Origin of the sequence: Pseudoalteromonas distincta (assembly GCF_000814675.1) — a bacterium.
Classification (GTDB): domain Bacteria; phylum Pseudomonadota; class Gammaproteobacteria; order Enterobacterales; family Alteromonadaceae; genus Pseudoalteromonas; species Pseudoalteromonas distincta.
In genome coordinates, this window is the sequence record NZ_JWIG01000016.1 from 140,155 (window position 1) to 165,953 (window position 25,799).

22 protein-coding genes are annotated in these 25,799 nt (G+C 38.5%); 13 read left to right on the top strand and 9 right to left on the bottom strand.

All coding sequences use genetic code 11. From position 1 onward, the window contains the following. Positions 1 to 9: 9 nt before the first annotated feature. A complete protein-coding gene (locus tag QT16_RS11210) occupies positions 10 to 1,080 on the bottom strand; it encodes a PepSY-associated TM helix domain-containing protein (protein WP_039488447.1) in 1,071 nt (356 codons plus the stop codon). Positions 1,081 to 1,183: 103 nt separating this feature from the next. Then, positions 1,184 to 2,062 (bottom strand): cation diffusion facilitator family transporter, encoded by an 879-nt coding sequence (locus QT16_RS11215; RefSeq protein WP_039488448.1) that lies wholly within the window; start codon positions 2,060 to 2,062, stop codon positions 1,184 to 1,186. Positions 2,063 to 2,313: 251 nt separating this feature from the next. Between QT16_RS11215 and QT16_RS11220 the strand changes: the two genes are divergently transcribed. The 8 genes from QT16_RS11220 to QT16_RS11255 all read left to right on the top strand — a co-directional run bounded on the left by QT16_RS11220 (position 2,314) and on the right by QT16_RS11255 (position 12,243). Next, positions 2,314 to 7,077, top strand: coding sequence for a PAS domain-containing protein (locus QT16_RS11220; protein WP_039488449.1), 4,764 nt, complete (start codon positions 2,314 to 2,316; stop codon positions 7,075 to 7,077). Positions 7,078 to 7,089: 12 nt separating this feature from the next. After that, positions 7,090 to 7,572 (top strand): GNAT family N-acetyltransferase, encoded by a 483-nt coding sequence (locus QT16_RS11225; RefSeq protein ID WP_002958990.1) that lies wholly within the window; start codon positions 7,090 to 7,092, stop codon positions 7,570 to 7,572. Between the two features lie 79 nt (positions 7,573 to 7,651). Further along, positions 7,652 to 8,158, top strand: a complete 507-nt coding sequence (locus QT16_RS11230; protein ID WP_039488450.1) for a DUF2753 family protein — start codon at positions 7,652 to 7,654, stop codon at positions 8,156 to 8,158. Between the two features lie 22 nt (positions 8,159 to 8,180). Continuing rightward, the gene (locus QT16_RS11235) at positions 8,181 to 8,792 is read left to right on the top strand and encodes a superoxide dismutase (protein ID WP_039488451.1); all 612 of its coding nucleotides are present in this window, start codon (positions 8,181 to 8,183) and stop codon (positions 8,790 to 8,792) included. A gap of 74 nt (positions 8,793 to 8,866) precedes the next feature. Then, the gene (locus QT16_RS11240) at positions 8,867 to 10,219 is read left to right on the top strand and encodes a DNA-3-methyladenine glycosylase 2 family protein (RefSeq protein ID WP_039488452.1); all 1,353 of its coding nucleotides are present in this window, start codon (positions 8,867 to 8,869) and stop codon (positions 10,217 to 10,219) included. After that, entirely contained in the window at positions 10,219 to 10,689 is a 471-nt protein-coding gene (locus tag QT16_RS11245; RefSeq protein ID WP_039488453.1) for a methylated-DNA--[protein]-cysteine S-methyltransferase, read from the top strand. The genes QT16_RS11240 and QT16_RS11245 overlap by 1 nt, the downstream gene beginning before the upstream one ends. A 72-nt stretch (positions 10,690 to 10,761) precedes the next feature. Further along, positions 10,762 to 11,556 (top strand): amino acid ABC transporter substrate-binding protein, encoded by a 795-nt coding sequence (locus tag QT16_RS11250; RefSeq protein WP_039488454.1) that lies wholly within the window; start codon positions 10,762 to 10,764, stop codon positions 11,554 to 11,556. A 93-nt stretch (positions 11,557 to 11,649) separates the two neighbouring features. Continuing rightward, positions 11,650 to 12,243: a thymidine kinase gene (locus tag QT16_RS11255; RefSeq protein WP_007582344.1), complete on the top strand. Its 594-nt coding sequence runs from the start codon at positions 11,650 to 11,652 to the stop codon at positions 12,241 to 12,243. On the opposite strand, the gene ltaE is transcribed toward QT16_RS11255, so the two are convergent. Beyond that, a complete protein-coding gene (gene ltaE, locus QT16_RS11260) occupies positions 12,217 to 13,221 on the bottom strand; it encodes a low-specificity L-threonine aldolase (protein ID WP_039488455.1) in 1,005 nt (334 codons plus the stop codon). The genes QT16_RS11255 and ltaE overlap by 27 nt on opposite strands. A 40-nt stretch (positions 13,222 to 13,261) precedes the next feature. Continuing rightward, positions 13,262 to 14,194 (bottom strand): 23S rRNA (adenine(1618)-N(6))-methyltransferase RlmF, encoded by a 933-nt coding sequence (rlmF, locus tag QT16_RS11265; RefSeq protein WP_039488456.1) that lies wholly within the window; start codon positions 14,192 to 14,194, stop codon positions 13,262 to 13,264. Positions 14,195 to 14,322: 128 nt separating this feature from the next. Between rlmF and QT16_RS11270 the strand changes: the two genes are divergently transcribed. Next, positions 14,323 to 15,297 (top strand): alpha/beta fold hydrolase, encoded by a 975-nt coding sequence (locus QT16_RS11270; protein ID WP_238719439.1) that lies wholly within the window; start codon positions 14,323 to 14,325, stop codon positions 15,295 to 15,297. Positions 15,298 to 15,587: 290 nt separating this feature from the next. On the opposite strand, the gene QT16_RS11275 is transcribed toward QT16_RS11270, so the two are convergent. The 3 genes from QT16_RS11275 to QT16_RS20615 all read right to left on the bottom strand — a co-directional run bounded on the left by QT16_RS11275 (position 15,588) and on the right by QT16_RS20615 (position 20,343). Then, positions 15,588 to 17,021 (bottom strand): tetratricopeptide repeat-containing sulfotransferase family protein, encoded by a 1,434-nt coding sequence (locus tag QT16_RS11275; RefSeq protein WP_039488457.1) that lies wholly within the window; start codon positions 17,019 to 17,021, stop codon positions 15,588 to 15,590. 249 nt (positions 17,022 to 17,270) lie between these two features. Next, a complete protein-coding gene (locus QT16_RS11280; RefSeq protein ID WP_039488458.1) occupies positions 17,271 to 19,853 on the bottom strand; it encodes a TonB-dependent receptor plug domain-containing protein in 2,583 nt (860 codons plus the stop codon). Positions 19,854 to 20,163: 310 nt separating this feature from the next. Then, entirely contained in the window at positions 20,164 to 20,343 is a 180-nt protein-coding gene (locus QT16_RS20615) for an oxidoreductase-like domain-containing protein (RefSeq protein WP_082007353.1), read from the bottom strand. Positions 20,344 to 20,446: 103 nt separating this feature from the next. On the opposite strand from QT16_RS20615, the gene QT16_RS11285 reads away from it, so the two are divergent. Then, positions 20,447 to 20,869 carry a hypothetical protein gene (locus QT16_RS11285; RefSeq protein WP_002959004.1) on the top strand — a complete coding sequence of 141 codons (423 nt, stop codon included), beginning with the start codon at positions 20,447 to 20,449 and terminating at the stop codon, positions 20,867 to 20,869. A gap of 87 nt (positions 20,870 to 20,956) precedes the next feature. Next, positions 20,957 to 22,321: a leucyl aminopeptidase family protein gene (locus QT16_RS11290; protein ID WP_039488459.1), complete on the top strand. Its 1,365-nt coding sequence runs from the start codon at positions 20,957 to 20,959 to the stop codon at positions 22,319 to 22,321. Between the two features lie 38 nt (positions 22,322 to 22,359). On the opposite strand, the gene gloA2 is transcribed toward QT16_RS11290, so the two are convergent. Both gloA2 and QT16_RS11300 read right to left on the bottom strand, forming a co-directional pair. Next, complete coding sequence (gene gloA2 / locus QT16_RS11295; RefSeq protein WP_039488460.1) at positions 22,360 to 22,746, bottom strand: SMU1112c/YaeR family gloxylase I-like metalloprotein; 387 nt, start codon at positions 22,744 to 22,746, stop codon at positions 22,360 to 22,362. Between the two features lie 70 nt (positions 22,747 to 22,816). Further along, positions 22,817 to 23,896: a ketoacyl-ACP synthase III gene (locus tag QT16_RS11300; RefSeq protein ID WP_039488461.1), complete on the bottom strand. Its 1,080-nt coding sequence runs from the start codon at positions 23,894 to 23,896 to the stop codon at positions 22,817 to 22,819. Between the two features lie 153 nt (positions 23,897 to 24,049). Between QT16_RS11300 and QT16_RS11305 the strand changes: the two genes are divergently transcribed. Continuing rightward, positions 24,050 to 25,357 (top strand): metal-dependent hydrolase family protein, encoded by a 1,308-nt coding sequence (locus tag QT16_RS11305; RefSeq protein WP_039488462.1) that lies wholly within the window; start codon positions 24,050 to 24,052, stop codon positions 25,355 to 25,357. Positions 25,358 to 25,365: 8 nt separating this feature from the next. Continuing rightward, a complete protein-coding gene (locus tag QT16_RS11310; protein WP_024595765.1) occupies positions 25,366 to 25,770 on the top strand; it encodes a nuclear transport factor 2 family protein in 405 nt (134 codons plus the stop codon). The last annotated feature ends 29 nt before the right edge of the window (positions 25,771 to 25,799 follow it).

The following is a 25,799-nucleotide window of genomic DNA, read 5'->3' on the forward strand; positions in this document are numbered from 1 at the left end:
TAATGAGATTTATTTCCATTTATGGCGTTTTAACCAAAAGTATACACCGCTTACAATAAAAAATGCGAGTGAAAGGGCTATTAATAACCATAAAAACTGCACGATAGGACCTGCAAAATCACCAATGTGAAACTTATATTTGAAGTTCCATGCTTGTGTTGTGAAGTTTGTTTTACTGGCGTCAAATGAGTTTAATACTTTACCCGTAAATGGGTTAGTCCAAACCCAGCTGTAAGCGTGACTTTCGCCAGGGTTTTGCATTCTCAGTGCAATTGCTTCGTCATCCTTTTTAGGTAAGTAAATTCTATATAATTTACCGTCTGGAAATACGTTCTCTGCATTTTTAATTGCTTCATTGTAGTTTAAAGTAGCTTGAGAAGGGGTTATTACTTTTGGTGCTTTAGGTCTTTGTTCTACCTTGTTTAAGGTCACAAATTCTAATACCGATTGAGTTTGTGTTTTCCAGTTAAATGCCATACCAGTAAAGGCAATCAGCATAAGCGGTATAAAAAAGTAAACACCAAGCACTGTATGTAATTGATACATGAGCACTCTAAATTTGGCTTTTGGTTTTATAGCTAAACGTTTAACTCTGTTTTTGGGCTTTACCCATAAATAAAAGCCCAGTAATACATTTATTAAAAGTAGCAATGCACATACCGACATCCAATTTCGAAAGGTTTTTTCACCTTTACTGTTTTCAAACAACAGCCAACGATGTAATCCCATAGCAAACCCATAAATCGTATCGGTTGATTCATAGACGTTTAGTACACTCCCAGAGTAGGGGTTAACACTGGCGTAATGTTTATTGGCTAACCGAAATTGCCATGCTGCGTTTGGCGCTTGTTCGGGCATAAAAAAGGTGATTTTTTGCTTAGTTTGAGCTTGTACATTTTGTATAAGTTCATCGTAATGCATTAAGTTTTTTTGGGGTGTTACTTGCCATTTTTCAGGCTCTATTAGGTGCTGTATGTCTTTTGCATAAATCATAACAGCACCGGTTAGGCTCACTATTAATAAAAATAGTCCGCTAATAAGGGCAAGGCCTAAATGAATTCTACGTAACCAAAGTTTCAAAAACGGTATCTCATTATGAGTTAATGACAATATTGTAAATGATAATACGAGCTGTTTTCAATTAAATAAGTTGTGTATTTGGTTTAGCTTGTTATTAAGAACATTAAATTAGGCTTTTATTTGTAATAGATTGGATTTCTATTATGCAATTTTCGATTTTAAAATTGTCGTGCAAAAAACTTTTAACTGCGGCTAAATCAATTACGTGCTGGGTGCTAATAATAAGCTCGCAATAATTTTCTTTATCATCTAGTTGCCAAAGCTTAATGCTCATTACCGATTCGATATTAAATTCATTACTAATAGCATGTGATATTGCATCTGTATCAACGTTGCTAGGCGCTGCTTGCATTAAAATTTTGCAGCTTTGCTTTAATAGTAAAATGCCGTGATAAATTACATAAAGAGAAATAAGCACAGTGGCAATTAAATCAACGATATACCACTGGTATAAAATAATTAAGGTGCCTGCAATAATAACAACAATAGATGCCATTGCATCTGATACGTTATGAATAAAGGCCGCTTTTATATTTATACTGTGATTTGCGCCAGCTCGGTAGGTTAAAAATGCGGTTGCTAAATCAATTACCAACGCTATTGCTGCCACCCACACAACTATCCAACCATTAATTGGTTGAGGGTTTAAATAGCTCGAAATGGCTTCAAAAATTAAATACACACCAATTAATATCAATGTACTGCTATTAAAAAGTGTGGCAAGTATTTCAGCGCGTTTATAGCCAAAATGATGAGTGGTGTCAGCAGGTTTATTACCAATTTTACGTGCAACGAGCGCGATAAATATAGCGGCAGCATCACTTAAATTATGAAGTGCATCGGCTATAAGTGACAAACTGCCCGAAAATACCCCGCCAATAACTTGGGCTACGGTTAGCAATACATTAATAACCACAGCGACTGTTAGCTGTTTATCGCTCTGGTTTTCGTCTACATGACTATGTGAGTGATCGTGCGCCATAATGACCTCAAATGTATTAATTGAATATTGCTTATATCATGGCTGGTTTAAAACCGCTACAGATGTGGTAGCGTCAATAAATCTAATTATAAGTTAGTAATAAAGGCGTATATTTTAAAAAGTGTGAATTTAATATTGTAACGCTAAACACCCATTTTTTAAGGAGTTTACCGCTCAAAACTTGCGTCTTTATATATTTAGTGCATTAATGTAAGTAATATTAAATGATTATAAGTTGCTGGATATTAAGCATGCACAAAGGTTTAAACTTTGGTGAATTAACAGGTAAAGGACAGTCTGTTCGAAGTAAGTTAATTATAACCTTTATAATTATAGCCTTAGGGCCACTTTGTATACTTACTTGGTTTAGCCTTGGACATGTAAATAGCACGCTTAAGCAAAATGCAGACGCTGAACTTAACGAGCTTAATAATATAGGTAAGCAATTTGCTGATATTTGGTTTGCAGAGCATGTTAAGGATCTATATTTGCTTAGGGCGCAGTTTGATATTAGCCCGACTAAAAAACAACAATTAATAGCGCAATTTGTTGAGCAGTACGACTTTGTTAATAATGTAGAACTTATTGATGTAAACCTCGTTAAATCACTACCTTCATCACCCTTTTTTAATATTATTAAAGATCAACGTTTTAATAACATACTCTCTGGTATTAAAAATACAGGTAAAATCCAATTTCAGTCAATGACAGTCTCAGGGCGTGAGTATCATATTATTGGCTTACCGTTAGTAAATACCGAAAATAAGCTACAAGCCATATTGCTCGCAGATATAAATTTAAACGGCTTATTAAATAATCTAAGTAAAATACACGCTGCAAATAAAGACATAACATTTTATGTTATGCATAATAATAAAATTCAAAAAAATAATAATTCAGAAGATTCTCAACCATTATTTTTCTCTCAAAACGGCTCCCCAACGCAACGTGTTTTTTCTTACAGTAATAAAAATGAAGAGACTTTATACGGGTATATTGATTCTCTAGAGTTTTTAAATGAATCTGGATGGCAGTTACTTGTAACAAAACCAAAAGAAGTTGCACTACAAGGCGCTAATTTTTATAAACAGCTTGCTTTATTAACAAATGCGGGGGCATTGCTGCTTATATTAACGTCATCGTGGTGGTTTGGGCGTCGACTTTCTAGACCTTTAATTAACTTAGCTAAAATTGTTGAAAGTATTACAAAAGGAGACAAGGTAAAAGTCCCTGTAATACACGACAGTATTGAGTTTAACCAGCTTTCATTGGGTTTACGTAATTTAGTAGCCGTAAAAGAAGAGCAACAAAGTATATTACAAAAACAACGCTCTGCACTTCAAATTGCATTAAAACAATTAGCCGAGCAAAAAAGTGCATTAGATGAACACGCTATTGTTGCTGTAACTGATTTGCATGGCACCATCACTTTTGTAAATAAGAAATTTTGTGAGATTAGTGGCTACGATGAACACGAATTAATAGGTCAAAACCATCGCCTTTTAAATTCAGGAAAACACGAAAAAGCATTTTTTAAAAATATGTATAAAACGCTTAAACGTGGTGATATATGGAACGGGCAAATATGCAATAAAGCTAAGCATGGTGGCATATATTGGGTAGATACGACAATTGCACCATTTTTAGATGAAAATGGAAAACCGCAAAACTATATTGCTATTCGTAATGACATTACAGCCCTTAAAGTACAAGAGCTAGAGCTTGAGCAACACAAAACACAGTTACAGCTAGTGATAGACTCAACAGCCGTGGGTATTTGGGATTGGTATATTGATACTAATAAAGTGACGTTTAATAACCGCTGGGCCGAGATAATAGGTTACAAACTCAGTGAGATTGAACCTTGTACTATAAATACTTGGTATACCTATGCTCACCCAGACGACTTAGTGATATCAAATAAAAAACTTCAAGAGCACTTTGCCGGTGAGACTGACTATTTTGTTAGTGAAGCCCGCATGAAGCATAAAAATGGACATTGGATTTGGGTACTCGATACTGCAAAAGTAGTTGAGTGGAATACCGATGGCTCTCCAAAACGTATGATAGGTACGCATTTAGATATATCAGAACGAAAATCTACAGAGCTTGAGCTGCAAGGAAGCCGCGATAGGTTTGCATCTTTGGTATCAAATATCCCTGGCATTATTTATCGATGTAAGTTTGATAATAAATTAAGCATGCTTTATATGAGCGAGCAAGCGAGTGAAATAACAGGTTATTCACCTGATGAGTTGATACATGATGAACCCCCCAGCTTTTTTGATTTGATATGCGAAGACGATTCTAAAAAAATAAAAGATGAAATTCTACGTTGTGTTAGTGCAAAACAGTCATGGTCTGTTGAGTATAGGATTACAGCCCGCGATGGCACCTTACATTGGGTAAATGAAAAAGGCCAAGCCATTTACGCAGATGATGGCAGCATATTGTATTTAGATGGATTTATTTTAGATATTACAGAGCGTTACAATACACAATTAAAAATAAATCGTCAGCAAAGCCTACTTGAATCAATGAGTAAGCAAGGACAGATTGGCGCATGGGAGATGGACTTAGATGCGCATACACTTTATTGGTCTGATGAAGTTAAAGTTATTCACGAAGTACCAGAGGGCTTTGAACCGAGCATAGATACCGCAATTAACTTTTATAAACCAGGCATACACCGAGATACTATAAGTACCTTATTTGAGTGCGCAGTGACTTTAGGTGAAAGCTGGAGTGTAGAACTTATTATTTTGACCTATTCGGGGCAAGAGCGTTGGGTTAAATCGATGGGCCAAGCTGAGCTTAAAGACGGTAAATGTGTACGTGTGTTTGGTTCATTTCAAAGTATTGATGCGCATAAACGTCTTGAACTTGAGAGCGAAAAAGCAAATCGTTATAACAAAAATTTAGCCGCGCTTACAGTCGCACCTGAAGTGCAAAATAGTGATGTAGAACAGGTTAAAAAGTTAGCCGTTAAATCTATGTGTGAAGTGCTAAATGTTGCACGAGCTTCGGTATGGATCTTTAACGAAAAACGAGATGTGATGACATGTCATAGTTTATATATAAATGGTCAAGGGTTTGTAGATACCGACGCTATTTTAACTGCTAAAGACTACCCAGCTTATTTTAATGCTATTTATAAACATAATTTAGTGGCTATTGATGATGTTTATACTCACTCAGCAACTGTTGATTTTATTGAAGCATATGTAACACCACTAAATATTAAATCGATGCTTGATGCTGTAATTGCAACAGGCGATGGTAATTTAGGTATTTTGTGCGCTGAAACAGTAGGCGAGCATCACAACTGGACGCAAAATGAAGAAACGTATCTTCGCTCATTAGCTACTTTAGTGGGAAGCACTTTAGTTTCTCAAAAACGAAAAGTAATTAGTGAGGAGCTAAAAGTAGCACTCGTGAAAGCTGAAGATGCAGCCATTGCTAAGAGCCAATTTTTAGCAACCATGAGCCATGAAATTAGAACGCCGATGAATGGCGTACTCGGTATGCTAGAGCTTGTTCAATTAGAGTCGTTATCTAAACCAATAGAAACAAAAGTAGATATAGCCAAAAAAAGTGCACATTCTTTATTGGGTGTAATTAATGATATTTTAGATTTCTCTAAAGCTGAAGCAGGTAAAATCGAGCTTGAAGAAATTAACTTTAATGGACGTGATTTAATTGGTGAAGTTGCTGCCGCACAAGCATTTACAGCTCAAGACAAAGGTATTGAAATTATTTTGGATCTGGTAGCGCTAGAGCCTTCGCAGTTATGCGGCGATCCTGGGCGCATTCGCCAAGTTATTACTAATTTATTGAGCAACGCCGTTAAGTTTACGAGTCAAGGCGAGGTTGTTGTAAGCGCGAAAATTAATAAAGTAGCTCAAGGTTTAGAGTTTGTTGTAAGTATAAAGGACTCAGGCATAGGAATAAGTTTAGAAAAACAAGAGCAATTATTTACCCCTTTCTCTCAAGTCGATGCATCAACAACGCGTGAATATGGAGGCAGTGGCTTAGGGCTGGCTATTTGTAAGCAGCTTTGTGAACTAATGGGGGGAGCCATCTCTCTCACTAGTGAAGCCGGTAAAGGGAGTACTTTTACTGCCACTATAATGCTGACTCCGGGAGATCAAAAAGAACGTTATATTCCTAATATTAATATGGAAGAGCTAACAGTTTTAGTTGTTGACGATAACGAGACAAATCGAATTGTAATTTCACAGCAGCTTGAGCACTGGGGCGCTAAAGTTGCGCTTGCATGTGACGCACGCGAAGCTCTTGATATGTGCGCGCAGCAGTATAAAAGTAACAATTGCATGTATGATATTGCAGTCCTTGACATGCAAATGCCAGGAATGGATGGCATAGAGCTGTGTAAAGCACTAAAAGCACATGAAGATTATAAATCAATGCCACTTGTAATGATGACCAGTATTGCTGGTATGGAAGGTGCGCAGCGCTATTCTAATGCAGGCTTTCAGGCATATTTCCCCAAACCTGTAACCACTGCCGATTTAATTTCTGCACTGTCAGTCATAACAAGTAATGATGCAGATGAGACACTCCCACTTGTTACGTCAGGCTATATTTCCTCTCTTAAAAAAGAAAAGGTGCAGGAACCTACCCAAATATTACTTGTAGAAGATAATCCAATTAATCGGCAAGTAGCTACATTAATGCTCAAAAAGCTTAATTGTGACGTTACAATTGCCGAAAATGGTCAATTAGCGATAGATATATTAGAGTCTCACGATTCTGGTTTCTTTAAGCTCGTTCTTATGGATTGCCAGATGCCTGTTATGGATGGCTTTGCTACAACTGCAGCTATACGTAAAGGTATGGCGGGTATACAACACAAAAACATTAGGATCATTGCTATTACGGCTAACGCAATGGACTCTGATAAAGAGCGTTGTATAACCGCTGGAATGGATGACTACTTGAGCAAACCGATTCAATTAGATATTTTAAAAGATAAATTAGAGCAGTATATTTAAGGTAAAAATACAATGAGCCAACCCGTTATAATACGTGATGCAAAGCCAAGTGATGCGAAAACAATTTTGCACTTTATTACCGAACTTGCCATATATGAAAAAGAACCGGATGCAGTTAAAACAGACGAACAGGCTATTTTAGATACTCTGTTTAGCGATGGTGCTACTGCGCACAGCATAATTTGTTTAGAAGGTGATGAGCCAATTGGTTTTGCGGTCTATTTTTATAATTACTCTACATGGTTAGGTAAAAATGGCCTATACCTTGAAGATTTATACGTAAGCCCAGATAGCCGTGGCAATGGTGCAGGTAAAGCCATTATGAAGCACTTAGCTAATAAGGCGATTAGTAATGACTGTGGTCGTTTTGAATGGGTAGTGCTTGATTGGAATAAACCCGCTATCGATTTTTACAATAGCATTGGTGCAAAGCCTCAAAACGAATGGATAATATATCGCTTAACGGGGCAGGAATTACTAGACTTCGCTAAATAGTTAATGAAAATCATTTGCATTTAGGTTTGTGGGTGTGTAAGTTAACTACACGCCCATAAATAAACGTGCAGATGATTATATGATCTCAAATCAAAAACAATCCCACTCAGATTTACTTTGTCTTGATCAAGCATTAAGCCCTTGGCAGTCGAATATAATGCAAGGTAATTATGCATTTGAACAAGGTGCACTTCTCGAAGCCCGCGATAAATACTTATTAGCTAAAACATTTGCAGATCATCTTCTTCAGCAGTTTTTATATGCTCAGATTAATAACAATGTCATCCATGCTATTGAGCATTGTATACCCGCACTTGTTGTTGCGTCGCATAATTTAGCTGATACCTATATAGCTATGCAACAGCCTGAAAATGCATGCAAATGGCTATGCGAAGTACACTTAACACTCTGTTCGCTAATTAAGCATACTCATTACGATATACAAAAAGTGAGTAAGCATCATTACACTAAAACGTCCTCTGAACTTGTATCATTTGCAAGACGCTATCATTTTTTACCTGAGCTAATAGAGCAAGTGAATTTTTGCTTATGCTCACAGAGCACTACAAACAATCAACTGCACTAATTTAAAAGAAAAAGGAGTATTTATGGCTTTTACTTTGCCTGCACTTAACTATGAGTACGATGCGCTTGAGCCTCATATTGATGGTAAAACAATGCATATTCACCACACATTGCATCATCAAACGTATATTAATAAAGCCAATGCTGCTTTAGCAGATACTGTTTATGCAACCGCAAATGCTGAAAAATTACTTAAGGTAATAAACAGCCTGCCTAGTGATTTACAAAAAGCAGTACAAGAGCATGTAGGAGGGCATTTTAATCACAGCTTATTTTGGCAAGTAATGAGCCCGCAAGGAGGAGGTGAACCTGAAGGTAGTGTAGCTCAGGCAATAAATGAACAGTTTGGCTGTTTTGATAAGTTTAAAGACCAATTTACTGCTGCTGCAATTAGTCAATTTGGCAGTGGTTGGGCGTGGCTAAGTGTAACGCCGGATGAAAAGTTGATTGTAGAAAATAGTGCTAATCAAGATTGCCCTTTAATGCAGGGAAATACCCCTATTTTGGGACTTGATGTATGGGAGCATGCCTATTATTTGAAGTATCAAAATAAGCGTCCTGACTATATTGCTGCTTTTTATAATGTAATTAATTGGACTGAAGTTGAAAAACGCTACCTAGCCGCAGTAAGTTGAGTGCCGAATATGGCTAGTAATACAGTTTATTTTCTATAAGCTAGGCTCTATTAGATTAATTTATAGAGCCGTTTATGGACACTTCACATTGGCAAAAAGCACGTCAGAGTCGCGATCCTCGTTTTGACGGGCTTTTTTACGTAGCGGTAAAAAGTACCGGTATTTATTGCAGACCAATTTGCCCTGCACCAACGGCTCACGAAAAAAACGTTGCTTATTATCAGTTTGCCCATAACGCGGCGCAAGATGGTTTTAGGCCCTGTATTCGTTGCAGGCCCGATAGTGCCCCTGGCAGCGCAGCATGGCAGGGTACAAAAACGACTGCACTTAGAGCAAAACAGTTAATAGATCAAAATGATGAACACGACTGCGAAAAATTAGCAGCTCGTTTAGGTATAAGTAGTCGTTATTTAAGGCAGTTGTTTAAGCAGTATTTTGGCGTGTCGATTACGCAATATCGATTATTTAACCAATGCCACTTTGCTAAAAAACTGATTCAAGAAACACATTTACCCCTTACCGAAATAGCGTTTGCCGCAGGCTTTAAAAGCATTAGGCGCTTTAATGATGCATTTTTACAGCAGTTAAATATAGCTCCCTCGAAGCTGCGCAGTGGCGATAAAAAACCAACGTCAACACTCATTTTAACCCTGCCATTTAGGCCGCCTTATAATTGGCCTGCTTTGCAGGGCTTTTTACAAAGGCGCTTGATAAAACCAATGGAGTGGATAACGCAAACGAGCTACGGGCGTACTTTTGCAAGTGATAAATATAAAGGAAGCTTTACCGCTGAATTTATAGCGAGTAAAAACCACTTTAGTGTATCTATCAATATAGACAATACGGCGTACTTACAACCTGTTATAAATAATATACGCCGTGTGCTTGATTTAGATGCCGATATTAATTTAATTGAAACGCATTTAAGCGCCAATATAAACAATGCGTTTACAGTGTGCGAAGGGCTCAGACTTCCGGGGATTTGGTCAAGTTTTGAAGCCGGTATAAGAGCTGTACTTGGGCAACAAGTGAGTGTTACTGCGGCACATAATTTAGTAACAAAGTTAGTTGATGAATTAGGCGAAAAAGAGGGCGATGCCGTTTATTTTCCTACGGCTAAAATTGTTACTAATAGTGATTTTGCATTTTTTAAAATGCCACAAGCACGCAAAAATGCACTGCATAATTTAGCCCATTTTTGTGCACTAAATCCTGAAAATGACGATTTAGACGAATGGCTTAGCTTAAAGGGAATTGGTCCTTGGACAGTAAATTATGCAAAGCTGCGAGGACAAAGCCAACCCGATATATTACTTGATGGCGACTTAGGTGTTAAAAAAGCTCAAGCGGCGGCAAACCCTTTTGAGCCTGCTAATTGCGCTCCTTTTCGCTCTTACTTAACGTTTCAACTTTGGCAGCAATTATAATGATCATTCAAACATCAATTTCGAGCCCTATAGACGACATAATTATTCAAGCGACTGATAAAGGTGTGAGTTACGTTGGTTTTTATCCACCAGTTGAATACTCTTATACGCCATTTGAGCAAGTTACTAACAAGGCAGTGCTTATTTGCGCTGCGCAGTTAAATGAGTACTTTGCAAAAAAACGCACTACGTTTGATGTACCACTTGATACAACCGGTACGGTATTTCAGCAAAGTGTATGGCAAGCACTATTAACGGTGCCTTTTGGACAATCGCAAACATACGGCTATATTGCTAACCAACTCAATAACCCAAAAGCAGTGAGGGCAGTAGGTGCTGCTAATGGTAAAAATCCGATTAGTATTATTGTACCGTGCCACCGCATTATTGGCGCAAATGCAAAGTTAACGGGCTATGCTGGTGGGCTTGAAAGGAAACTGTGGTTGCTGAAACACGAAGGATTAATGTAAATTAATTGATAAAATATAGTCAGTCTGCTTAACTCAACCTATAATTTAAATAATCAACTAATAAAAATTATTATGCGTATTAATAGCTTAGTTTACTTTTTTATTGCCAGTTTAATGTTTACCGCTACTGCGTTTAGCAAACCGCAGAGTCTCGTGTTTTGTTACGAAGACAAAAACATAGCACCCATGTTTTTAGGTGATGGCCAAAATATACCAACAGATAAACCTGGTGCATCAATCGAAATACTTCAACAACTTGATTTAGCATTGCCCAATGTAGCAATATCATTTGTTAGAAAGCCATGGCGTAGATGCTTAAACGATTTAGAATTTAATCGAGTTAATGCTGTTATTGCAAGCTACCGCAAAGGGCGAGAAAACGTTGCTGTTTACCCTGTTGATGAGCAAGGTAAGTTACAAGATAACTACGCAGTAAGTGAATTTGGCAGCTGCCTTATAGGGCGTTATAAATTTCATAAGGAATGGGAGACTCGTGAAGTATTTCAAAATAAAGCATTTACGATAGCTATTCCTAATGGTTATGGGCTAAATAGCGCGTTAAAAGAAGAACCATTTTTTATTCATAATACGTTTTCTAAAAGCAAAGCTTTTGAGTTGCTAGATAAGGGAGTAGTGCAGGCGAGCGTTGATCTATGCCAAGTAGATGGCTTAAAAGTGTCGAGTTATCCGTATGAGGGTAATAATGTTAAACCTATTTATCCCCCTTACGAAACCAGCCATGGTTATCTTGTTTTTTCAAAAAAATTCTACGAAGAAAATAACACCCTAAGTTGGGAAATGTGGGAGTGGTTATCAAAATTTGAAAGTGCACCTGTGTATATTAAATACTTACAAACACTTAAATAAACAGGCCCTGACAAAATAAAATTCGCGTTTGTAAATTGGTATTAATTTAATATTAAGGTAGCATAAGCGCACTTTTTATAAAATGGCACCGCAATGGCTCAATTATACTTTTACTACTCTGCAATGAATGCAGGTAAATCAACCACGTTATTACAATCTGCATTTAATTATAAAGAACGTGGCATGGAACCTGTGATCCTGACTGCTGCTATTGATGATAGACAAGGCGTGGGTAAAGTATCGTCTCGTATTGGTTTGCAAGCTGATGCGCATGTATTTGATGCCAGTAAAGATGTTTTTGATCTTATTCAATCTCTCAATAATGATAAAAAGCGCCATTGTGTGTTAGTTGACGAGTGCCAATTTTTATCAAAAGAACAAGTAATGCAATTAACCGATGTGGTTGACGAACTCGGTATACCGGTATTGTGTTATGGCTTGCGTAACGACTTTAGAGGCGAGCTATTTATAGGGTCGCAATATTTGCTTGCGTGGGCTGATAAGTTAGTTGAGCTTAAAACTGTATGCCACTGTGGACGTAAAGCAAACCATGTACTGCGTACTGATGAAAATGGCGAAGCAATAGCCGATGGTAACCAAGTAGAAATTGGCGGCAATGACCGATATGTTTCGGTATGCCGCAAACATTATAAAGCAGCGTTAAATATGGGCCGACAAAGCATTTAAAAATGTATCAATATCTTCGCGCGTAATATCTAAATGCGTTACTAGCCTAAGCTGCTTGCTTGGGCTAAATAGTATACCTTGTTGTTTAAGCGCTTCAGCAATGTCTTCAATGTTTATACTGCTAGTGTATGTTGCGTAAACCATATTAGTGGTGTTAGTCATATCGACAGTAAAGCCACTGATTTCACTTAATTGTTGAGCCAAATAACGTGCATTTTCATGATCGTCTTTTAAGCGCTCTACATTGTGCTCAAGTGCAAATTGTCCAGCGGCTGCAAGCATTCCGGCTTGGCGCATACCGCCACCAAGTACTTTTCTCCATCGTCTTGCTTTATTAATAAGTGCTGGTGAACCTAATAATAAAGAGCCTACGGGCGCACCTAAACCTTTAGATAAACATATAGAAACTGAGTCAAAGTGTTTTGTAATTTCAGTGATATCAACTTTTAGCTCAACAGCGGCATTAAAAGCACGTGCGCCGTCTAAGTGCAGCGCTAAACTATGCGTATTAACAAAGTCACGTGCTTGGGCTAAGTACTCAAGCGGGAGTACTTTTCCGCCAATGGTATTTTCTAAGCTGAGCAACCGCGTTTTTGCAAAATGGCAATCGTCTGGTTTTATAGCCGCCGCTATTTTACTAAAAGGGATGCTGCCATCAGCTTCGTTTTCAATAGGCTGTGGCTGAACAGATCCTAAAACAGCTGCGCCGCCACCCTCAAACTTATAATTGTGAGCATTTTGGCCACAAATGTATTCGTCACCTCGCTCACAGTGCGCCATTAACGCAAGTAAGTTGGCTTGTGTGCCTGAGCTACAATAAAGTGCGGCTTCAAAATTAAAACGCTTACACGCATAGGCTTCTAGTTGGTTAACGCTTTCATCATCACCATATACATCGTCACCAACCGGTGCGTTGTACATAATATCGCGCATTTCTTTTGTTGGTTTTGTAACTGTATCAGAGCGAAAATCTATCATGATTGCCTTATCCTTTTTATTATTTTTAATAAAATTGGTATTAATCAAGCTCGCTACAAATTTGCTCACGAGTGTCTTTATCAAAGTAGGTCCATGCAATAAAGCGGCTAATTTTTTGACCCTGTGCCATATCAACTATTTTATACTCGGCTATTGGGTGAGCTTTTAATACTTCTTCAAGGGCTGCAATATTATCTTTTTTAGAGACTAACGACGTAAACCACAGTACTTGCTCTGCAAAGTCTTCGCTTTCTTTAATCATATTAGAGATAAACTGTACTTCACCGCCTTCGCACCATAATTCATTATTATGACCACCAAAGTTAAGCGTGCTACTGGGTGTTTTTCCTAGGTTTTTCCACTTGCGTTCACTGCCTTTATTTGCCTCTTCTTCACTTGCATGAAACGGAGGGTTACAGAGTGTTAAGTGGTATAGATCTTTTTGATTAATAACGCCTTTAAAAATATGTGATGCGTTTTTTTGTTGTTTTAGGGTTATTTTTAAACTATTAAACTGCGCAATTTGCTTTGCTATTTTTATTGAGGCTGCATCAATATCAGTCCCTGTAAAATGCCACTTATATTCATTTGTACCCGTAAGTGGATAAACCAAGTTAGCGCCAGTGCCAATATCAAGCACTTTAATTTGCTTACCTAAAGGTATTTGTTGTTGGTTATCATCACTTAATAGGTCGGCTAAGTAATGAATGTAGTCAACACGCCCAGGTATAGGCGGGCATAAGTTGTGCTCGGGAATATCCCAAAAATCAATATTATAATGTGCTTTTAAAAGAGCTTGGTTAAGCGTTTTAACGGCTTTGTTATCACTAAAATCAATACTTTTAGTCCCTGCAGGTGTGGTTATAACAAAAGGCAGTAGAGCAGGGTGCTCTGTTGTTAATAAATCGAAGTCGTACCCATTTTTATGTAGGTTACGAGGGTGTAATTTTGAACGTGCTTTATTTTCTTTCATGGCTTCATTTTAACAACAGATATGATGTGGTGATTGTAACAAATGCTGATGAGTAAAGTGCAGACATTTCCTTTGGTATATTTAATATTACTGGTAGGATGAGTTGAAAATAATAAAAAGGAATAACTGTGGCAATTTCTCAGCAATCAATAATTATTAATTTAGCTGACCAACAAACTCTTCATTTACGCCGTATTAGCGATGAAGATCAGCAAGGGCCCATCGTATTTTTTATGCATGGAGCAATAGAAAACGGTAAGATTTTTTACACGCACTCCAATAAAGGACTTGCCCCTTTTTTAGCTGAGCATGGGTATAGATGTTATGTGGCTGATTTACGTGGCCGAGGTGATAGCAAGCCAATCATTTCGAGCGAGTCCGAATATGGACAAACTGAGTCTATCCTAGAAGACATCCCTGCCTTTATTAAGCAAATAGAGTTGATTGAAGGCAAAAAGCCAGACTACTGGGTTGCTCACTCTTGGGGCGGGGTATTGATGAACAGCGCGTTTGCACGTTTTCCAGAATATATTAACGATGTTAAAGCATGTGTGTATTTTGGCTCTAAGCGTTCTTTATTTAATAGTCACCCTCAAAAATTATTACAAGCCAATTTAATTTGGTATTTTATGGCGCCTTTACTTGCTAAAAAACATGGCTATTTAAATGCTAAAGGTTATAAGTGGGGCAGCGATAACGAAACTCAAAAGTCGCATTATCAAAGTATGCAATGGGCTAAAAAGAAGCCATGGATAGATTCTGATGATAATTTTGATTATGCAAAAACGCTAAACAACCTGCATTTACCGCCAACGCTTCATATTGCTGCGGTAAAAGATAAAGCATTAGCGCAACCAATCGATATTCAAAAATTTATGGACGAATCGGGGCAAGGCATTCAGCAAATGCGAATTTACGGTCGTAAACACGGGCATAATTTTGATTACGATCATATTAATATGCTTACCCACCCAAGTGCGCGTGATGATCAATTTAAAGATTTACTTAATTGGTTTAAAGCACATCCGAAAGGGCCTGTTGACCTTTCAGGATTAAAATTTGTTCAATCCAAGGAAGATTTAATCACGGCGCGAAGTTTGTAACCTAGTGGGCTCGGTAACTGCTCCTGCGTTACCCTACTGGCTTACATCCATGTAAGAATAACTAAAAACCGAGCAAAGCTTCCGCGTCCTGCTCACGCCCCTTACCTACATCCATGTAGGCAACAAAGAGTTAATCGTCCCTAGAGAGAACCCAAAGGGCAGTGGATGTTTGGTCTTTATGCTGCGTTATCGCCTATTTATGGGGAACAACCACACTACATAGGCTCTGCCTTGCCTAAATACCAAACAGCCTACTGCAAATTTAACCTCGAAAGATAAACAGGCCCTAATTAATTCCCATCAAGTAACTTTAGAAGAGGTGTTTTGTAACGCTCCCACTTAGCGATTGCGGCATTATTAATAGGTTGGCGAATAGCATGTTTACTCAAGGTCGTTACCGGTGTTTTTTGTTTATAAAACGCTAAGCAGCGCTCTTCAAAACTACAGTTTAAAAAGCCAAGTAACTGCGTTAGCTGCTCTTTTGGGTTACTCACTAAATCTTCGTAACTGACATCATAAATTGGCATCTCTTTAAAAGAGTGCCAATGGCTCATCAGTTTTTCATACAACTTATGATAAAGCTTAAACTCAGGTAGTGAGCAAAAGTAAGGCTCGTTTTCAGCAAAGTAATTAGTGAAGATAGAAAATGCGGTGGCATTAAAATCACGACTTAAATTTATAAATTTAGCATTTGGAAATAGAATATATATAAGTCCGAGCGACTGATAATTACTCGGCAGTTTATTTATTATAAAAGGTCTGATGGGCGATGCTGTTTTTAATGTTGTGATATACAGCTCGCGGGCTTTTTTGATTAAATCCGGCGTTAAATGTGCTAAACATTGCGGGTAAGTCACTCCCGTTTTTTGTTCGATAAAAGCAACTGCGTTATTACTAATACTCGTACTTTCTCCTAGGCTTGAAAACTGACTATGGCTTGCCAACATTTGCTCCACAAGGGTAGAACCACTACGAGGCATGCCAATAATAAATACAGGCGTGATATTACCCGTAAACTTTTTATCAGCAGAGGCTATAAACTCCTCGGTGTTGTATTTTATTATTTCATCGTAAAAAGGGGTTAAATCTTTAGTGTTAAATTCACTTAATTTTTTTTGTAATTTATTCGCCAATATAAAATAATTAAATGCTTGCTCGGTATCCTCAAGTGCATCGTAACTATTTGCTAATGCGTAGTAACACACCATTTTTAAACGTAAATTACTCGTTTGAGTTAATAAGTGGTGCAAATTACTTACATAATTATGCTCTTTATCAAAGCGACCTAATTGTACAAGTTCAAATAAAATATAGGCTGTTACAGGATATACACCAATGCTGAGTGCATGAGCAAAAGTTGTATGAGCTTTATCTAACTCGCCATGTGTTAAATAGTGCTGTGCTAAGTAATAATGAGGTTCTGGATTATGACTTGCTAATTTTTTTGCGTATTCCAGCACCGTTAGTGCATCGTTTGGTGAATGAACACCGTTAAATGCATCAGCAAGGGCATGTAATGGTTCAAGCATATGAGGCAAGCGCTCACAGGCTTTTTGGAGTAGGTATACAGCAGCGTCGTAACGTTCTAGTCGTAAGGCAATTCTGCCTAAGCCAAATAAAGCCTCACCATTTTCAGGGTTACTATTTAATAGCGTTTTAAAATGAAACTCAGCTTCTTTGAGTTTATTTTGTTGCAGTAGTTGGTTGGCTTTTTCAAGTAGCATAGTTATACCATTTTATTAAAAAAATAATCATTCTATCGCATTAAATAGCGTACTCACTGCGTTAAAAATTATTCATATAGAGCAACTATATATCATAGTTTTCGCCTTGTTATTACGCTATTTTCTGAGCGCTATAATAGAACACTTATTCAATGCAATTGGTATTGTTCATTATTATTTTTATTAACTATAAAATTAAAAAGGCGAAATGTCTTTAACATTTCGCCTTTGGTTCTTCATGAAAATAGTTTAAAAAGTATATGTTGCTTTAGCGTAGTAAAAGCCACCGTTAATACCAAACGGAGATGTTTCGTAGAACTGACCACCCCAGTTGTTATTAGGGATGCCCGTTGCATCTGCAAAATCAAGTTTTTCAGCATCTTGGTCGAATAAGTTTTGAGCACCTACTGAGAAGCTAACTGATTCATTTAAGAAGTAAGTTACTTCAGCATCAATAGTAACTGCAGCATCTGCTGTTTTAGCTGTTGCATCATAATCAACGTGAACACCTTGGTATTCGCCGTAGTAGTTTGCACGAGCAAATGCAGAAACTGATTCCCATTGTTGAGACAATGTGAACGTTGCACGATGATTAGGTAAATCTTCTTCTAAGCGTTTAACTTTAAACGCACCTGTAATTTCACTAAATTTAGTTACTTCAGTATCATTCCAGTTATATGCAAGGCTAAATGTAGAGCTACCGCCCATTAATTCAGCTGTATAGTTTGCAACTAAATCGATACCTTGTGTTGTTGTGTCAAAGTCGTTTGTAAAAAAGCTTACTTGAGCAAGACCTTGTACATTAGGTACTCCTGCTGCTGCAAGGGTATCTTTGTCTGCTTGGCTTAAGTTGATTTTATCTGATTGGCTAATACGGTCATCTACTTGGATGTTGTAGTAATCAAGCGTTAAAAATAATTCGCCAATTGTGTATACAGCACCAAGCGTATAACTTTGTGATTCTTCCGGCTCAAGCTCTGTACCACCTAATTGCACTGCAATTGGGTTTGTTGGTGGAAGAAGCGCTGAATCTTGTAATACACCGCCATCTAAACTTGTTTGTACATTACTTACGTTAGCTTGACCAACCGTTGGTGCACGGAAACCACTGCTTACAGAACCACGCACGTTTAAGTCTTCAGTTAAATGGTATTGAGCCATTACTTTGTAGTTAGTGGTAGTGCCAAAGCTGTCGTAGTCTTCAAATCGAAGTGCTACGCCCATTAAAAAGTCTTCAGTAAACGGTGCTTCAACATCAACATATGCTGCATAGTTACGGCGAGAAAATTCACCCGCTTGTGATGGTTTAAAACCAGGAAAGCCGTTAGAGCCAATACCAAAGCCTTGTTCTGTTAAAGGGCCTGCTGTGTAAGATGCTTCATCACCAGAGACGATAGTAAATGTTTCTTCATGCCACTCAAAACCACCGGCAATGTTTACATCATAAGCTAAACCAAAGTCGATACCTTTTGATAAATCAAAGTTAAAGTTTTTCTCTAGCTGTTCGTATTTACCCGGGCTGAAGTCTCGTGGTGTATCTGCACCTAAAGAGGCATTAACCGTGTCGTAAATAAAGTAACGTGATTCATTTAAGCCAACAGTACCGCTTAAGTCATAGTAAGTATCTTTTAAGAAGCCACCAGTGAATCGACCTTTAGTACCAATAGTTAAAGAAGTATCAGTAATGTTGCCGCCAAAGTTAGGTGTAAAGCCACCTGGAAGCATCTCATTAAAGGCAAAACAATCTGGGTTGTTTGCTACACCATTTATGTAAGCAGGATCATCTAGTACATTGCCGTCTGTTATTGTGATAGTTGGACAGTTAGCACTCATATCAGGTGTTGTGTCGGCAACAAGTAATGTTTCGCCACCATCATTTGAGTAAACACCAGAACGAGTTTGCGGATTACGGTAATAAAAACCGCCACGTACATCACGTTCAGAGTAGTTACCAAACATGTAAAATTCAGAGTCGTTTGTTAGCTCTAAACCCACATTACCAAAAATAGTAATATCGTCATCTACTTCTGGTGCACCCCATACTTGTGCAAGAGAAGATACATCAGGCACACCGGCAGCTGAAAGTGCTGCAGCATCGGCACGTTGAACTGAACGGCTTGTTGCATCAGCTGTTTTATATTGAAAACTTAAATTAGCAAAACCATTGTCGGTAAACGGTAAACCTACGTTACCCGACACTTGTGTTGTATCGCCATCACCTTCATAAAATTGACCATGGCGGATTTCTAATTTACCACCTTCTGAAGCGTCTTTTAGTTGGAAATTCATTACACCGGCGATTGCATCAGAACCATACTGCGCAGCCGCGCCATCGCGAAGTACTTCTACTTGTTTAATCGCAATGCTTGGAATAACTGAAATATCTGCGCCTTGCGCGCCATCGTTAATACCACCGCCTAAAAATGCAATTACAGAAGCACGGTGACGACGTTTGCCGTTTAAAAGAACCAATGTGCTGTCTGACGGTAAACCACGTAAGTTAGCTGGACGAACAAGAGAAGCCGCATCACTGATAGGGTTTTGGTGCACGTTAAACGATGGTACTGCACCTTTTAAAAGCTCAAGCATGTCAGTGTTACCTGACTTTTCAAGCTCTTCGCCGCCAATAATGTCGATTGGAACCGGTGAGTCACCTATTGAACGAGGAGCTGAACGCGTACCTACTACGGCAATTTTCTCAACGTTTTTATTTACTTTAGTTTGTTCCTGCTCGTCTGCCGCAATAGCAGATCCAGAAATAAATAACCCTGCAGTGGTTGTAGCTAAAGCAAATTTGATTGCTTGGTTTAGCGCATTACTTTTTAATTTCATTCTAATTTTCCCCAGTTAGAATAATTCTTATTTTTGATGTGAATTTCACATCATTTGTTTTTAACTTAATTTTTTGTTTCACATAAGTTTGAGGTTTTAGCTCAAAAGCCTAATCAATTAAGCTTACTTTTTGTGAAGTCCTATCTACAGACTATAGATAAAAAACAGGAAGGGCAATTACTAATTAACCGTTTGATAACAAAAAGATTCAATTTAAGAAAAAATGCAACAGTGGTGCAAAGTAAAACTAAAATGAACTAAATAAGTGCAAATAAGGCTATTGAGGGGAATATTAATGCGCTAACTGCATTTAAATGTTATTTATTTGTTTCTTTTTTGTGGGGTTTTCAATGTTTTGTGCGTACCGCCAAGCTGCTAATTTTTCTTTGTATTCATCCCATACGCAGGGACAGCAACTGCCACCACCGCAACATTCATCAGATTTTGGTTTTTCAGGTTTTTGCGGTAATTGATTTGTTATATTCTGCATTGTTGTATGTATTTAATACTAATTTGGTGCAAAGGGTAAGTTAAAGGGTGTTGTAAGTAAATTATTCTTTGTGAACCTGTGCTGCTGTGTGAAAATAAAAGTTATGCGATTATATAAAGTTATTCACCGTGCACCTTGGCGGGTAGTTAAAATTAGTAAAAAACGCCAACAGCTGCGTTTTCGACGTGCTATGGTGGCGCTTAAAATCGCACTCGCCCAAGAAAAACAAGAAACTAAAGAAATGCTCTCTATTTATAGGCGTTACACTCAAGGCCACACAAGTAAAGAAGAGTTAAAACGCGCAAATGAGCAATTTGTTGATATTTTAAAAGGGTTAGGGCTCGGTGTATTTGCTGTATTACCTTTTGCTCCGCTTACAATTCCTTTAGTTGTTAAATTAGGGAGTTTGGTGGGAGTTGATGTACTGCCAAGTTCGTTTAATATGAACAAATCTATTAAAGAACTAGATGCTAAAATAGATCAAGAAAATCAAAAGCAAGAATCTAAAAATAGCTTAAAAAAGTAGCTAAAATCTCTTCAAATTAGCGATACCTTTTAGGTGCGCTTATTGATATGCTCTTAAGTACCATTTTTATATTATATGAGCTTTTTAATGAGTGCATTACTACGTCATACATCTTCTGGTATTCCTTTATCTTTTATTCTTAAAAACGAATTATCTGACTGGCAAGCACAGCAGCCTGCATTTATACAAAATTGGTTAACTAATACAGGTTTTGAAAAGCAAGGTGTTGCTTTAATTCCTGATGCTAAAACGGGCGAGTTAAGCCAGGTATTTTGTCTAATGCAAAGCAGCGATGATTTTTGGGCTGCGGGTAATTTAGCAAATACACTTCCTACAGGTACTTATCAAATTCAAGGCGATAGCGCTTTTGTAGAGCAGGTTGCTTTAGGGTTTGTACTTGGTGGTTACGAATTTAGTGAATATAAAGAAAAGCCAACGGCAAAGGCGCAATTAGCCATTAGCGATAAAGCGTTATATGAATGCATTAGCCAGCAAGCTGATGCCATTACACTTGCACGTGATTTAGTTAATACTCCAGCGGTAGATATGATGCCGCAACATTTATCGCAAGTTATGGAAGATTTAGCTGCAACTTACAATGGCGAATTTTCACAGTGGGTTGGCGATGAGTTACTAGAGCAAAACTACCCGACTATTCACATGGTGGGTCGTGCAAGCGAAAATAAACCGCGTTTACTTGATTTAAAATGGGGCGCGACAGATGCTCCATTAATTACACTAGTCGGTAAGGGCGTATGTTTTGACTCAGGCGGACTTGATTTAAAACCGAGCTCTGGCATGCGTAACATGAAAAAAGACATGGGCGGCGCGGCGCACGTAATTGCACTAGCGCAGCTTATTATGGCAGCTAACTTACCAATTAGATTACGAGTGCTTGTACCAGCGGTTGAAAATGCGGTATCGCGAAATGCATTTCGCCCGGGCGATGTTGTTAAAACACGCAAAGGCATTATGGTCGAAATTGATAATACCGACGCTGAAGGCCGCTTAGTATTGTGTGATGCATTAAGCGAAGCACAAAACGATAATCCTGAGCTAATTATTGATTTTGCTACCCTCACGGGTGCATGTCGTGTTGCACTGGGCACGGAGCTTCCGGGCTTTTTCTCAACAGAGCGCGATGTAGCAAATGGCATTATTGACGCCGGTTTAAGTGTCCATGATCCTGTTTGGCAACTTCCGCTGTTTGAGCAATACAAAAACTTACTAAAAAGTGATGTAGCCGATATGGCAAACTGTGCAAGTACACCGTTTGGTGGTGCTATTACCGCAGCGCTTTACTTAAAAGAATTTGTTGAACCAACAACACCGTGGGTACACTTTGATGTAATGGCGTGGAACTTACGTGCATTACCAGGTCGTCCAACGGGTGGTGAAGCATTAGGTATTCGTGCTGTATTTAACTACTTACAAAATCGTTTTAATAAATAAGTTTTTGATTCAATAGTAAGAACTTGAGCTTATGAGTTTTAAACCTCATAAAGCTCAAGTGGCAAGTTATCTGGATCGGCAAAAAAGGTAAACTTTTTGCCGGTTATTTCATCCACTCTAATATCCTCAACGTTTACATCGCACGACTCTAAATACGTTTTTGCAATCTGTACATCCGCTACCTTAAAAGCTAAATGTCTTAAGCCTTGTGCTTCGGGATAGCTGGGTCTTGCGGGCGATCCATCAAACGAAAATAGCTCTATTTGGCTACCATCGGGCATGGCTAAATCTAATTTATATGAATTACGATCAGCTCTAAAGTGCTCATTAATAACGTTAAGTTTAAGTACATTGCTATAAAAGTGTTTAGAACGTGCATAGTCACTACAAATTATAGCAGCGTGATGAATACCTAAAAGTTTCAAATTTAATTCCTTAAAAAGCAAAAACGCACTTAAATAAGTGCGTTTTAAATGTGGCTTATTACATGTTGTGTTAGCTTTGCTCGGCTTCTTTACATGCTTTAACAGCCGGTGCTACAAGCTCTAAACCAGTTTTATCACAAGGTGGTAAAGCAGCATCGCTTACACTAATAGGCGTTACACGTTCGCCCCATTTTATGTAACTTGCAGCCCACGTAAGGCCTGCACCAAATGCTGCAGACATAATGTTTGAATGCGGTTTAATTAACCCTTGCTCAACCGCTTCACATAACGCAATAGCAATAGTCGCAGCAGAGGTATTACCATAGTCACCAATGTTAACCATTACTTTTTCGTCAGGTACTTTTAAGCGATGCTGAATAGCCTGAATAATACGTAAGTTAGCTTGGTGTGGAACGAGTACATTAATGTCGTCAAGGCTCAAATCAGCTTGCTTAAGTACGTCGTCGCAGGCTTCACTCATACCTTTTACAGCACGTTTAAAAATTTCACGGCCTTCAAATAATAAATCAGAAGGACCAATTGGCTCATACTTATTTAAATCGCTACCAAAGTTGGTGATGTGTAAAATATCGCGGTCTTCGCTGTCACAACCGGTTTTGGTACCAAGTAAACCCGCTGGCGTATCGGCAGCTTCAAGTATTACTGCACCTGCGCCATCGCCAAATAAAACAGCGCTGTCGCGACGTGCCCAGTTTACGTACCAGGTCATACGTTCAGCGGCAATAACGACTGCTTTTTTAATCATACCCGCTTGAATTTGTGCTGTAGCAGCTTGCAATGCATATAAAAAGCCCGAACATGCCGCGTTTGTATCCATTGCGGCAGCGCCTGTTGCACCAATATTTTTTTGCACTTGTGAGGCGGTATTTGCCACAACAGTAGAAGGTGTACAGGTTGCTAATATCACTAAATCAATATCTTTAGGATCAATGCCTGCGCACGCAATAGCATGCTTAGCAGCAACGGTTGCCAGCTCAGCGGTACTTACATGACTCACTCGGCGAGATTTAATGCCAGTACGCGTGGTTATCCACTCGTCGGTGGTATCAACTATTTCACTAATTTCATCGTTGCTAATGCTTGCTGGTGGAATGCATTTACCCCAACCAGTGATATGTGCGTAAGGCATAGTATGTTCTCTTAAGGTGGTCTGACATGTGTTACTAATGGGGGAGTTATACCAAAAAACGGCTTTCAAGACTAGTTTATAGCATGTTTTGTATCGTAAATATTCGCAATTACAGGTTATTTAAGGTAATGCTAGTATAAAAAAGGAGCAAGTATGAAAACAACACTAATAACAATATTCACTTCAATAACGCTGGCATTAATAACAAATGGGGCTTTTGCTCAACAGCATAAAATTATTTATGCGGGCAGTTTACTTGCATCCGAAGATCAAAAAGTAAAAACAGAGCAAACGTTAGTCATCACAGATAATACAATAACAGCCATTAAAAACGGCTACCTCACAAAAGCAGAACTTAACCTACCTGATGCCGATATTATCAATCTTAAAAATCAATTTGTAATGCCAGGTCTTATTGATATGCATGTTCACGTTACGTTTGAGCGAGATGCAAAAGCAAACCCTCACCGCTGGGCAACAGAATATGATGCCGATTATGCTTTGCGCTCAATTAAATATTTACAACGTACGCTCGATGCGGGTTTTACATCAGTGCGTGATTTAGGTAGCGATCACAAAGTAATATTTCCGCTAAAGCGCGCTATTGAGCGAAATGATATTAACGGCCCTCGCATTTTTGCAGCGGGTAATACAATATCGCCTACCGGCGGACACGCAGATATGCACGGATATCGAAAAGATATCACAGATGCGGTTACAGGCGGGATTGGTATTTGTAATGGCGCGGATGATTGTAGCCGTGCGGTACGCGAGGTAATTAAAAGTGGTGCTGATGTAATTAAAATTACTGCCACGGGTGGAGTACTAAGTAATACCGCTGCTGGGGTTAACCAACAACTTACAGATGCAGAGCTGATTGCAATTGTTGATACGGCTCACCACTTAGGACGTAAAGTTACAGCCCATGCACACGGTACACAAGGTATAAAAGCGGCCTTAAAAGCCGGTGTAGATTCTATTGAGCATGGCTCTTATTTAGATAAAGAGGCAATAAAGTTATTTAAAAAAACGGGGGCTTATTTAGTACCGACGCTTTTAGCGGGTGCAACGGTAAGTGAAGAGGTGCTAACAAATCCAAATATGCCACCGGCAATAGCCGACAAAGTGCGTGAAGTTACTCCAAAAATGCAGGCTTCGTTTAAACTTGCACTGAAAAACAAGGTTAATATAGCTTTTGGAACAGACTCTGGTGTGTCGCGTCATGGACTTAATGCTAACGAATTTAGTTTAATGGTAAACAATGGTATGAGCGAAGCCCAAGCTATTAAATCAGCAACCATACATGCAGCTAAACTGCTGGGGCAAAGCGCACTCATTGGCGACTTGAGTGTTGGTAAACAAGCAGATATTATCAGTGTGAATGGCTCACCGCTTAAAAATATCGACGTACTTAAAAACGTGCAATTTGTTATGAAAGCCGGGCAAGTTTATAAACAATAGGGAAGGTTATGAGCAGCAAAATAAAAGTGTCGTTGTTTAATCATTTGATTGACGCTGAGCGCCAGTTATTAGACCCAGAAGTTCGCCAATCTGAGCGCGCATTAGATGCTTTACTCGATGATGAATTTATCGAAATTGCTGCCAATGGCACTACATTTAATAAATACCAAGTACTAACTCGTTTACCTACCGAGGTTGTGCCACAGTTTTATAATCAGCATTTTAAGGGCCGAATGCTGAGCGATGATGTAGTGCAACTTAGTTACCAAGCTGCTTTTAGGCGCTCTGCTCGCGCTGAGTTTAATTATTCATTGCGTATGTCGCTTTGGCGTAAAAGTAATGAACAATGGAAAATGGTGTTTCACCAAGGAACGCCTTGTGCGCCGTTTTCAATTTCGATGGATGATGATTAAAAATCATATAACCGTTAAAATAACCTTAT

Bases quoted from the DNA above. Each gene is read 5' to 3' on its own strand.
- QT16_RS11215 (WP_039488448.1), bottom strand. From the start codon at position 2,062: ATGGCGCACGATCACTCACATAGTCATGTAGACGAAAACCAGAGCGAT.
- QT16_RS11220 (WP_039488449.1), top strand. From the start codon at position 2,314: ATGCACAAAGGTTTAAACTTTGGTGAATTAACAGGTAAAGGACAGTCT.
- QT16_RS11225 (WP_002958990.1), top strand. From the start codon at position 7,090: ATGAGCCAACCCGTTATAATACGTGATGCAAAGCCAAGTGATGCGAAA.
- QT16_RS11230 (WP_039488450.1), top strand. From the start codon at position 7,652: ATGATCTCAAATCAAAAACAATCCCACTCAGATTTACTTTGTCTTGAT.
- QT16_RS11235 (WP_039488451.1), top strand. From the start codon at position 8,181: ATGGCTTTTACTTTGCCTGCACTTAACTATGAGTACGATGCGCTTGAG.
- QT16_RS11240 (WP_039488452.1), top strand. From the start codon at position 8,867: ATGGACACTTCACATTGGCAAAAAGCACGTCAGAGTCGCGATCCTCGT.
- QT16_RS11245 (WP_039488453.1), top strand. From the start codon at position 10,219: ATGATCATTCAAACATCAATTTCGAGCCCTATAGACGACATAATTATT.
- QT16_RS11250 (WP_039488454.1), top strand. From the start codon at position 10,762: ATGCGTATTAATAGCTTAGTTTACTTTTTTATTGCCAGTTTAATGTTT.
- QT16_RS11255 (WP_007582344.1), top strand. From the start codon at position 11,650: ATGGCTCAATTATACTTTTACTACTCTGCAATGAATGCAGGTAAATCA.
- ltaE (WP_039488455.1), bottom strand. From the start codon at position 13,221: ATGATAGATTTTCGCTCTGATACAGTTACAAAACCAACAAAAGAAATG.
- rlmF (WP_039488456.1), bottom strand. From the start codon at position 14,194: ATGAAAGAAAATAAAGCACGTTCAAAATTACACCCTCGTAACCTACAT.
- QT16_RS11275 (WP_039488457.1), bottom strand. From the start codon at position 17,021: ATGCTACTTGAAAAAGCCAACCAACTACTGCAACAAAATAAACTCAAA.
- QT16_RS11280 (WP_039488458.1), bottom strand. From the start codon at position 19,853: ATGAAATTAAAAAGTAATGCGCTAAACCAAGCAATCAAATTTGCTTTA.
- QT16_RS20615 (WP_082007353.1), bottom strand. From the start codon at position 20,343: ATGCAGAATATAACAAATCAATTACCGCAAAAACCTGAAAAACCAAAA.
- QT16_RS11285 (WP_002959004.1), top strand. From the start codon at position 20,447: ATGCGATTATATAAAGTTATTCACCGTGCACCTTGGCGGGTAGTTAAA.
- QT16_RS11290 (WP_039488459.1), top strand. From the start codon at position 20,957: ATGAGTGCATTACTACGTCATACATCTTCTGGTATTCCTTTATCTTTT.
- QT16_RS11300 (WP_039488461.1), bottom strand. From the start codon at position 23,896: ATGCCTTACGCACATATCACTGGTTGGGGTAAATGCATTCCACCAGCA.
- QT16_RS11305 (WP_039488462.1), top strand. From the start codon at position 24,050: ATGAAAACAACACTAATAACAATATTCACTTCAATAACGCTGGCATTA.
- QT16_RS11310 (WP_024595765.1), top strand. From the start codon at position 25,366: ATGAGCAGCAAAATAAAAGTGTCGTTGTTTAATCATTTGATTGACGCT.